Genomic DNA, 8,227 nt, shown 5'->3' on the forward strand with positions numbered 1-8,227 from the left:
TGGCGAAGCTGTGCCGCAGAGTGTGTGGGCCGACCCGCTTTTTGATCCCCGCGGACTCGGCAGCATCGACAACGATGCGATGGAGCTGTCGGGTAGCGGACTGTCCTGCTTCTCCAACTCCGATCCGGTATTTCGGGAAAACACAATTGGGAACAGGTTTCGTGAAAGCCAAGCCTGCCATCCTTGTGTCTACGCGCTCCGTCACTGGCCTTCCCGCAAAACATTCCCAATCGGGAATATGGTTCGCTCTTTTCCTCCGCCACCCACGGCAGCATAGTCAGCGCATGAACGAAGCGATCCGAATTGCGACCCTAGTTGACGCCGATGCTGTCACCACGGTCACACGAGCAGCTTATGCCAAATGGGTGCCGGTCATTGGTCGCGAACCCTTACCTATGAAAGCCGACCACGCCGCCCATATCAGGGATCATCGAGCAGACCTGCTGCTGGTAGGTAATGAAGTTGCCGCTTTGGTGGAGATCATTCAGCGTCACGACGATCTGATGATTGAAAATGTTGCGGTCGCTCCGGCTTTTCAAAAGAGGGGCTACGGCAGGAAAATGGTTGCTCATGCTGAGCGCTTGGCAGCAGAGGCTGGGTTCGAGGCGGTCAGACTTTACACTAATGCGAAATTTGAAGAGAATATATGCCTCTACAAATCGCTGGGGTATGACATAGAACGAGAAGAGGCGATAACTGACGGCATCCTAGTTCATATGGTCAAAGCCATTTAGCTGACGCCGTCCTGAATGAAGACTGCTGCTAACGTAGTTGGTCTATCAGTCGCGCGCTATAACCGCTGCGGCCCCTCCAAGTGTCAAAGCACTAATTCTGTTCGCAAGCCGTACGGCAGACGGGGTGCGGAGGAACGCGCGCGCCTTGTGAGCGAGGAATGTCCAAGTTAGATCGATCGCAGCCAGGGTAAGGAGTGTCACTGCTGCCAACGCAGCCCATTGCGAAAACCCTACCTTGGAAATGTCTATCAAGGCGGGAAGCAGGGCAACGTAGAATACCATGATCTTCGGATTGCCCAGTGTCACCGCCATGCCGGCACCAAACATGGAGAGAGGCGACGTCCGGCGTGGCAATGTCTCATCAGGGATTTCGGGCGGTTGCCGCCACATCTTCACCGCAAGCCAGGCTAGGTAGGCGACGCCAAGCCACTTCAGCACCATGAACCCGAATTGAAAGGTTTGAGCGAGTGCTGTCAGACCTGCCAGCGCCATCGTCAGCCAGACGACCTCGCCCAACCACATTGCCAAGATGAACGGGAAAACGTCACGCCAACCATTCGTCAATACGCGGGAGACTAAGGCGGCCACGCTCGGTCCCGGCGTTCCCGCGTTAAGAAGCAATGCTCCCGCGAAGATGGCGATCGACATTGCTTCCATGCAGAACCTCCGTAGCATCGGAGAAATCTCGCCAGCTTAGCATAGGTGGTCAAGCCCCTGCGCGCGTCTGAGATCACGACGGCTTTCCCAAAATACCATTCCAATCGGGATGACGAAACGTTGGGCCATCGCCTCAATCGGGCGATGGACTCCATTGCAGTTCCATCCGGAGAGCGTCATGGTCGACAGTGAGCAAAGCTATCTTCGCGATGTCCAGTATCGCTTCCCTGATCGGCTGAAGGCCCGGTCGATCCTGCACAACCGATACGGTCGGGATGACTGGTTCGAGTGGTTGTCCTCCAACATTCCGCTGCTGTCGAGTGGTGTCATTGCCGACGTGGGTTGCGGTGCGGGTTCGTTCTGGACAAACGCGCCTCAAAGCGTGCCATCGAACCTCAGGCTGCGTCTGTTAGACATTTCCGAAGGGATGGTGGACGCAGCTCGCACCTCCATTGGCGCCATGCAGCGATGGCACGATGTTGAGGTTTCCGTTGCCGACGCGGTGGCGCTGCCGCTGGCCGATGCCAGTGCTGACACGACAATCGCGATCCATATGCTCTATCACCTCGCAGATCCCGCTTCCGGGTTGAAGGAAATGTCGAGGGTCACACGCGAAGGGGGCGCCGTGGCTGTGGTGCTCAATCCGGCAGGTACGATGGCGGAGTTGTCGGCGTTGGCACGGGCACCGTTCGGAGACGAGCCTGATCCACGACCAGAACCCCTGTCGTCCGAGCAAGAGCTAGCGCTCATGCGGGCGAGTTCGCCAGCGTTGATGTCGTCAGGTACGAGGACGAACTGCGCGTGACCGATCCTACCGATCTGCTGGGCTATCTCGGTAGTCTCCCGATTGCCGATAAGCCGGGTCTCATGGAGAAGCTGACGGCTGCCGTTGAAGATGCCTTCCGTCGAACGGATGGAGTTTTCACCATCACTAAGGCATCAGAGCTACTCATAGGGCGGAGATAGCGGTCCAGCCCTGCGTTCCCAAAATTCGATCCTTTTCGGGACACTCGCGAATGACGGTTCTCGACTGAACAAGCCGTTCGAGGACGCCGCTTCTGGTGGCGGGTTCGTCCCACGACTCCGCGTTCGCTTCTGGCGGAAGGCGCCCAATTATGGACATTCGATTGCCAACTACAGCGCTGGGCATGCGCTCCGTTCGGCCGCCGCGATCTTCACCATCAATTGGCCGAACACTCTGTCCGAGGCGGTCGGGTGCATCCGCCGCAACGCTTGCGAGGTGACCAGGAACTCATCGGGAGGCACGTCGGCCTGGTGAAATAGGCCGACCGTCCCTACCCGAACGATTTTGGGTGGCGTTCCCGGTTACTCCAGTGTGATTTTGACGCCGCCGCCGCTGGCGCTGAGCTGCAAGCCTTTCGAACTGGTGTCGAGTTCAAGTATGACATCTCCCTTCTTGAGCTTGATGCTGCCCGCGCCTCTGACCGCCGTAGCGCTGGCATCAGCCGCGACATAAGTCCCGGCGAAGTTGGAGATGCTGGTTAAGTTCGAAACTCGACCATAGCCGCGGATTTTCGCAACACCAATTTTGCCGACTGAAATGCCGCCGATCTTGAACTTGTATTTTTTGCCGTTGTACGTAAGTGTGCCACCGCCGACGTTACCGCCGAGAAGGAATCCGAACTGGGTTTCACTTATTGTAATCCTGCCGCTGGTTGACTTCGCCTCGGCGATAAGCGGAGTGCCAACCATTGTTGCTACTGCCGTCGCGAAGACGAAGTTGCGGCATATACCCATGTCAAATCCCTCTGAGATTACGTGCTGAACGGTATCCTTCCGTAACAGTTGCAGGGGCACAAAGTTCCGTCCGCTTCCGGCATAGTCGGGCACTCCCGGCAGCACCGGCCACTGGCAGGAATGTCCCACGCCCACCAAAGTTGGCTCCCCGCCAGTGGTGCAGGGAGCCAACGGTTCAGATCTCGGTATTCTCGGCGAGAGCAAGCGCGTCTTCCACATCGATCCCCAGATAGCGGACCGTATTCTCGATCTTGCTGTGGCCGAGCAAGATCTGGACGGCGCGCAGGTTGCCAGTCGCCCGGTAGATGATCGAGGCTTTCGTACGGCGGAGCGAATGCGTGCCATATTCGCTGCGCATCAAACCAACCCCGGTCACCCATTCATCGACGAGCCTGGCATATTGCCGGGTGCTGAGGTGACCATTGTGGTCAACCCGGCTTGGAAACACATAATCATCGACCGTGCCGCCCCGCCGCTCAAGCCACGCCAACAGGCTGGCTCGGGCATCAGGGAGAAGTTCGAATTGAACAGGTCGCGCCGTTTTCTGCTGCATCACGATGGCCCGCGTACGGATCTGCCCACCGCTGACGACGTCGCCAATTTTCATGCGGACAAGATCACAGCCGCGCAGCTTGCTGTCGATAGCGAGGTCGAGCAGCGCCCGATCCCTCAGGCGGCGGCGCTGATTGAGGTAGAAACGGATCTCCCAAATTTGCTTGGGCTTCAGGGCCCGCTTCGCGCCGACAGTGCGCCCTGCATTCCAGACCGAGCGTTTGGGGACGCGTTCACGCTTTCAGACATTTCCATGATCATTCTCCAATTGGCCCAAATTGGCCATTCTGAAGAACGGCTGCAGCCACACGGAGGAAATGTTGTGCAAGCGACGCGCGGGAGATCGTGGAGGCGTTGGCTGCATAATGGCCCCCGCTCATGGTTGAGCAGCAATTGACAATCTTTGCCAATTTTTGCTATTCTCCTGACCTTGGAGGTTGCCATGGCCACGATGAACATTTCTCTGCCCGACCCTATGAAGCAATGGGTGGAGGCGCAAGCTGACACCGGCCGGTATAGCAATGCCAGCGACTATGTGCGCGATCTTATCCGCCGTGACCAGGAACGCGCCGACAAGGTTTCCGCCATGCAGCGCCTGGTCGATGAAGCCCGAGCGAGCGGCCTGAGTGATGAGACGATGGTGGACATCCGGGCGCGGGCGATAAGCCAGGCTGGTTTGCAAGCCTGACCGTGCCCCGCTTCCGCTTAACACGCGCCGCAGCCGATGATCTGACAGCCATCTTTCTTGAGGACATCGAGCAGTTCGGTCTGCCTCAGGCCGACGCCTATCACAAAGGGCTGAGCGCGATTTTCGCGTTTCTCGCAGACTATCCCCATGCCGCGCGCCTGCGCGAGGAGATCTCGCCGCCTGTTCGCGTGCATCCCTACAAGGCCCATCTGGTAGTCTATGATGTGGGGGATGAGAACGAAGTCATCATTCTGCGCGTCAGGCATGGGCGGGAGGATTGGATATCCTCGAATTTCGATGGTTAGCCGTAGCGAGGCAAGGGCATGAGGCCAATCCACAGAGATCCCCGCCCCACTTGGAGCTTCTCCTGAGCGACAAGATTTTCTGGATGCGACCAGCTTCCTTCCGGCCATAGCCGACCAAGCTTTGCCATTCGCCGGCAGTCCTTCCAGCGGCAGCTTCTGCCAAAACCTTCCGTTCCTCTCGCCCAAAAGGATCTGGCAGCAATGCCCACGTTCAAGCGTTCAGGCCGATTGCGTCCTGGAAGATGGCCGCGGCTTTTTGCGCATCTGCCATTTCAAGCCTGATGGCCATTCTCCACGCGACCGGTCGTAGGCGATAGCATCGGCTGCCAACGCCTGCTCGTGCATCAGCCCGCAGGAACAAAGCGCCTCAAAGGGTTCGCGCAGCGAGCGACCCAGCTGGGTGATCCTGTAATTGACGCCAACCGGGCTGGTTGGGAGTACGGTTCGCCCTGAACGTGCGGGGCGCGCTGTTCGGTATGCGTCAGGAAAGCCGATCAATCGAAAGCCGCTGGCTCGCTGGTCGGTGGCACGATGAAGTGGGTTACGCCATTCTGACAAGCGAATCGTTCGATCAGAAATTGACTTTCGATTGGGTGGGGCCCGGGTTCTTATAAACCCGGGTCTCGCCAATCACGCCATCTTTCGCGCCCAACCAACCCTGCTGGAAGCCCTTATCGAACGTCAAGAATGACAGCCCCTCCGGACATGCCGTTCTCTAGGTCTATATGAGCCTGCACTGCGTCAGAAAGGGAATACCTTTTGGCAATTCGCGGCACGATAGCACCGCGACGAACAGCGTCGAAAACCTCACGGGCTCGCAAGCGATACTCCTCAATGTCCGTGATATGCGCAGCGAGGCCGGGCCGGGTGAGGAAGAGCGATCCCTTCTGGTTGAGAACCGCGACGGATATCGGATCTGGCGCGCCGCTCGATGCGCCGATGGACACCAGTATTCCTCGGGGTTTCAGGCTATCCAGCGATGCTGCGAAAGTCTTTTTGCCGATGCCGTCATAGACGACATCCACGCCGCGCACGCCAGTGATCTGCCGCACCTGGTTAGGCAGAGCGTCACTCCACACGAGGACATCCGTACACCCTGCAGCATGAGCACGAGCAACGCTTGCTTCCTTGGAAACCACGCCAATCACACGGGCGCCAAGATCGGTCGCCCAACCAGCCATGATTTGACCCAGGGCGCCCGCCGCGCCGTAGAGAAGCACACTACAGCCCGGCGTGACCGGGTAGGTGGATGTGAGGAGATACTGAGCGGTTAACCCCTTGAACAAGAGGCTGGCCGCCTCTTCAAAGCCAAGCTCTTCCGGCAAATGCACCAGTCGATCCGCAGGGTAAAGGCGGCTGTCCGCATAGCTGCCAATCGGACCCAAGGCATAAGCCACCCTATCGCCGGCGGCGACACCAGCTACCCCAGGGCCGACTGCCATAACAACGCCGGCACCCTCGAGGCCAAGCCCGCTTGGCATTGGCATTGGAACAGACCCATTACGTTGTGTGATGTCGAGGAAATTGACGCCAACGCAGTGCTGTTGGAGCAAAACCTCACCGTCTCCGGGGGCGGTGAGCTCGTGCTTTACGAGGGTCATGCTATCCGCACGTCCCGGTCTGGCGATCATGATGCGGCTTGCCATTGCAGACTCCTTCAATTCTGAAAATTTATAGGGCGCATGAATGGTAAACCATGACTACCGACCCATGCTTTATGACGGAAGTAAGCTGGCGCGCTGGTAATGAGCGATGAGGCTATCAAAAAGATTGATGTCGTTGCGGCTTCTGGCCATCAATTGGGCACCGGCAACGGCCGCAAAAATCGCGGCAGCTCGGCCTTGCGCATCGGCGCTATTGTGTTCGACTTCGGCGCGGACAAGCATCTGCGCCAGCCAGGCGATGTTGACGTCAGCAAATGCCTGAACCTCAATCCGCACCGGGCCGGGCAGATCATCGTACTCCGCCGACATGAAACTGCACATGCACATACGATTTTCGCGCTCGAGAGAGCGACGGAAGATGTCCGGATAAGCAAGGAACGCGGCTAGTGGGTCTGCGGATCTTTCGGCAATCCCTTCAAGATCCTTTGCGGTGTCTTGCCAATATCGTTTGGCGACGGCAGCTCCGAGATCGGCTTTGCTTGGGAAATGGTGGTAAATACTGGCCGCCTTGATGCCGACCTCATCCGCCAGATCACGAAAGTTGAGGCCAGCATATCCGTGCGCTTGCGCGCTTTGCCGTGCGGCGGCCAAAATTTCCTCGCTCTTACTCATCCTGACGTCACCTTGCCTAATTCCCTACCATCCACCAGATAGGTCGCAGGCGTAGAAATGAAAGCCTTAAACTCTCTTTTTGTGGCCATTGCGCGATCGCGGAGGAGGTATGCATCATCGCCCAAAGGGGTTGATGCATACCTTCAGATTTCAAGAGCGGCCTTGGCCCCGCCTCGGTATCAGAGCTTTATGCTGGCACCGGGTTCGGCGCAGACAAAGCGAGCCGGTTTTGCACGCTCGGGCGCTCCTGCACCTTCGCATACCAGGCGAGCAATGCTTCGCATTCCTCTGGCACAGCAAGATCGACCAATTCGGCGAAGATCATGCCGCCGATCACGGCAATGTCAGCCATGGTGAACGTCTGCCCGGCCACGTAGGGTTGCTGCTTGAGCACGCCGTCAAAGTAGCGCATGCCCCGCACGGCCTTGTCACGCTGGCGCTGACCCCACTCATCATTTTGGTAGAGTTCTACATCGGGACCGAGGCCCTCGGTCGAGTGATGAAAATAGACGCTGACCGCATCCAGAAACTCGATTTCGGCGCGCTTGTTCATCATGTGGATGATGCCCTGCTCCAACGGCGTCGTGCCGGTCAGCAGAGGCTTGTCACCAAGTGCATCCAGATATTGGGTGATGGCCGTGCACTCGGCGATCAAGGTGCCGTCTTCAAGCTCCAGTACCGGCAATGTGCCAGAGTAGTTCTTCTCGAGGAAGGCAGGGGTCTTATGCTCGCCCTTCCAGAGGTCGATGGACTCAAACTCGACCTGAGATTGCAGGCCAAGCTCGCCAAGCGCAATGCGAACGCGGGCCGGATAAGGGCCGGTGTACCAATCGTAAATCTTCATCATGTCGGGTGCCCTACCTATCAGTTGGTAGGGTGTAACTAACCGATTCGATCTATGCTGGCAAGAGGCTATCTGTCAGTTGGTAGGTTTCTGGACTAGGGGATGAAGTGGCTGACCCATCCTTGGTGCATTTGGCTGTCAGCGAGTGCTGAAGGCTGGCCCCATAGGTTACCAAAAGGCCTGAAAAGCGGCTCGTGCGCCGTGTCTCACCGTTTCATCGCCTAACCAGCCCAGTTAGGCGGACAGAGTGCCAAGCAAGGAAGCGTCGGCTTTTGGCTGTGGCGGGCATTCGGCTGCCTTGGCGGAATCGGCGGCTTCGTCGAAGGGTTTCGGGCGCCGGCAGGCGTACGAAAGTCTTACAAGTACGACCCGCGGGAGGCTCGCACAGGTCTATGGGTAAAAGGGCTTTGGTG

At 58.0% G+C, this 8,227-nt stretch carries 9 protein-coding genes and 2 pseudogenes; 4 read left to right on the forward strand and 7 right to left on the reverse strand.

Going from position 1 to position 8,227, the window contains the following annotated elements; translation table 11 throughout:
* Nucleotides 1-97: pseudogene (locus tag FHW92_RS25985) on the reverse strand (integrase); the annotation flags it as partial.
* A gap of 187 nt (nucleotides 98-284) precedes the next feature.
* Here FHW92_RS25985 and FHW92_RS25250 point away from each other — a divergent pair.
* Nucleotides 285-734, forward strand: a complete 450-nt coding sequence (locus FHW92_RS25250; RefSeq protein WP_168606046.1) for a GNAT family N-acetyltransferase — start codon at nucleotides 285-287, stop codon at nucleotides 732-734.
* Between the two features lie 45 nt (nucleotides 735-779).
* Here the strand turns inward: FHW92_RS25250 and FHW92_RS25255 are convergent, their stop codons facing one another.
* Nucleotides 780-1,391 (reverse strand): LysE family translocator, encoded by a 612-nt coding sequence (locus FHW92_RS25255; protein ID WP_168606047.1) that lies wholly within the window; start codon nucleotides 1,389-1,391, stop codon nucleotides 780-782.
* Between the two features lie 109 nt (nucleotides 1,392-1,500).
* Between FHW92_RS25255 and FHW92_RS25260 the strand changes: the two genes are divergently transcribed.
* The gene (locus FHW92_RS25260) at nucleotides 1,501-2,196 is read left to right on the forward strand and encodes a class I SAM-dependent methyltransferase (RefSeq protein WP_210428701.1); all 696 of its coding nucleotides are present in this window, start codon (nucleotides 1,501-1,503) and stop codon (nucleotides 2,194-2,196) included.
* A 521-nt stretch (nucleotides 2,197-2,717) separates the two neighbouring features.
* Here the strand turns inward: FHW92_RS25260 and FHW92_RS25265 are convergent.
* The gene (locus tag FHW92_RS25265; RefSeq protein WP_168606049.1) at nucleotides 2,718-3,149 is read right to left on the reverse strand and encodes a DUF1134 domain-containing protein; all 432 of its coding nucleotides are present in this window, start codon (nucleotides 3,147-3,149) and stop codon (nucleotides 2,718-2,720) included.
* Between the two features lie 175 nt (nucleotides 3,150-3,324).
* Nucleotides 3,325-3,924: pseudogene (locus FHW92_RS25270) on the reverse strand (tyrosine-type recombinase/integrase); the annotation flags it as partial.
* 219 nt (nucleotides 3,925-4,143) lie between these two features.
* Here FHW92_RS25270 and FHW92_RS25275 point away from each other — a divergent pair.
* Complete coding sequence (locus FHW92_RS25275; protein WP_168606050.1) at nucleotides 4,144-4,389, forward strand: type II toxin-antitoxin system ParD family antitoxin; 246 nt, start codon at nucleotides 4,144-4,146, stop codon at nucleotides 4,387-4,389.
* 2 nt (nucleotides 4,390-4,391) lie between these two features.
* A complete protein-coding gene (locus FHW92_RS25280; RefSeq protein WP_168606051.1) occupies nucleotides 4,392-4,694 on the forward strand; it encodes a type II toxin-antitoxin system RelE/ParE family toxin in 303 nt (100 codons plus the stop codon).
* Nucleotides 4,695-5,365: 671 nt separating this feature from the next.
* On the opposite strand, the gene FHW92_RS25285 is transcribed toward FHW92_RS25280, so the two are convergent.
* From FHW92_RS25285 to FHW92_RS25295, 3 genes are all read right to left on the reverse strand, one after another.
* The gene (locus tag FHW92_RS25285) at nucleotides 5,366-6,340 is read right to left on the reverse strand and encodes a quinone oxidoreductase (protein ID WP_168606052.1); all 975 of its coding nucleotides are present in this window, start codon (nucleotides 6,338-6,340) and stop codon (nucleotides 5,366-5,368) included.
* A 69-nt stretch (nucleotides 6,341-6,409) separates the two neighbouring features.
* Nucleotides 6,410-6,970: a TetR/AcrR family transcriptional regulator gene (locus FHW92_RS25290; RefSeq protein ID WP_168606053.1), complete on the reverse strand. Its 561-nt coding sequence runs from the start codon at nucleotides 6,968-6,970 to the stop codon at nucleotides 6,410-6,412.
* A 187-nt stretch (nucleotides 6,971-7,157) separates the two neighbouring features.
* Nucleotides 7,158-7,817 (reverse strand): glutathione S-transferase, encoded by a 660-nt coding sequence (locus tag FHW92_RS25295; RefSeq protein WP_210428702.1) that lies wholly within the window; start codon nucleotides 7,815-7,817, stop codon nucleotides 7,158-7,160.
* Nucleotides 7,818-8,227: the final 410 nt, after the last annotated feature.

Origin of the sequence: Novosphingobium sp. SG707 (assembly GCF_012275515.1) — a bacterium.
GTDB lineage: Bacteria > Pseudomonadota > Alphaproteobacteria > Sphingomonadales > Sphingomonadaceae > Novosphingobium.

Coding starts and splice junctions, on each gene's coding strand:
- FHW92_RS25250 (WP_168606046.1), top strand. CDS start 285: ATGAACGAAGCGATCCGAATTGCGACCCTAGTTGACGCCGATGCTGTC.
- FHW92_RS25255 (WP_168606047.1), bottom strand. CDS start 1,391: ATGGAAGCAATGTCGATCGCCATCTTCGCGGGAGCATTGCTTCTTAAC.
- FHW92_RS25260 (WP_210428701.1), top strand. CDS start 1,501: ATGACGAAACGTTGGGCCATCGCCTCAATCGGGCGATGGACTCCATTG.
- FHW92_RS25265 (WP_168606049.1), bottom strand. CDS start 3,149: ATGGGTATATGCCGCAACTTCGTCTTCGCGACGGCAGTAGCAACAATG.
- FHW92_RS25275 (WP_168606050.1), top strand. CDS start 4,144: ATGGCCACGATGAACATTTCTCTGCCCGACCCTATGAAGCAATGGGTG.
- FHW92_RS25285 (WP_168606052.1), bottom strand. CDS start 6,340: ATGGCAAGCCGCATCATGATCGCCAGACCGGGACGTGCGGATAGCATG.
- FHW92_RS25290 (WP_168606053.1), bottom strand. CDS start 6,970: ATGAGTAAGAGCGAGGAAATTTTGGCCGCCGCACGGCAAAGCGCGCAA.
- FHW92_RS25295 (WP_210428702.1), bottom strand. CDS start 7,817: ATGATGAAGATTTACGATTGGTACACCGGCCCTTATCCGGCCCGCGTT.